Origin of the sequence: Psychrobacter sp. 16-MNA-CIBAN-0192, assembly GCF_040309565.1 — a bacterium.
Taxonomy (GTDB): Bacteria; Pseudomonadota; Gammaproteobacteria; order Pseudomonadales; family Moraxellaceae; genus Psychrobacter.
This window is the reverse complement of sequence record NZ_JBEOOX010000793.1, coordinates 1-230: the sequence shown is the minus strand read 5'-3', so window position 1 is coordinate 230 and position 230 is coordinate 1. Positions and strand designations below refer to the sequence as shown.

The window sequence follows — 230 nt, the reverse complement described above, 5'->3', positions numbered from 1 at the left end:
CCAGTAGCCAGCTGCATATCTTGTGCCGGCTCATAATTATCAGCTTTAAAATTATTCAGTTTGTACCAATAAGGATCGAAAGGTGGTGGCGTACTTAAGAGTTGCTCTGCATCTAACAACTCACATTCTGCACCATCTTCCGATACTATTTCTGTAGCGTCTGAAGACAAAGTGCTGCTTTTGTTATTATCAGTGTCGGCTAAGGTCGTAGGCATTATCTGGGTCTGGTC

The 230-nt window shown here is 43.0% G+C and carries 1 pseudogene; it reads right to left on the bottom strand.

From position 1 onward, the window contains the following. Positions 1–215, bottom strand: a pseudogene (locus AAEY78_RS15245) (hypothetical protein); the annotation flags it as partial. Positions 216–230: the final 15 nt, after the last annotated feature.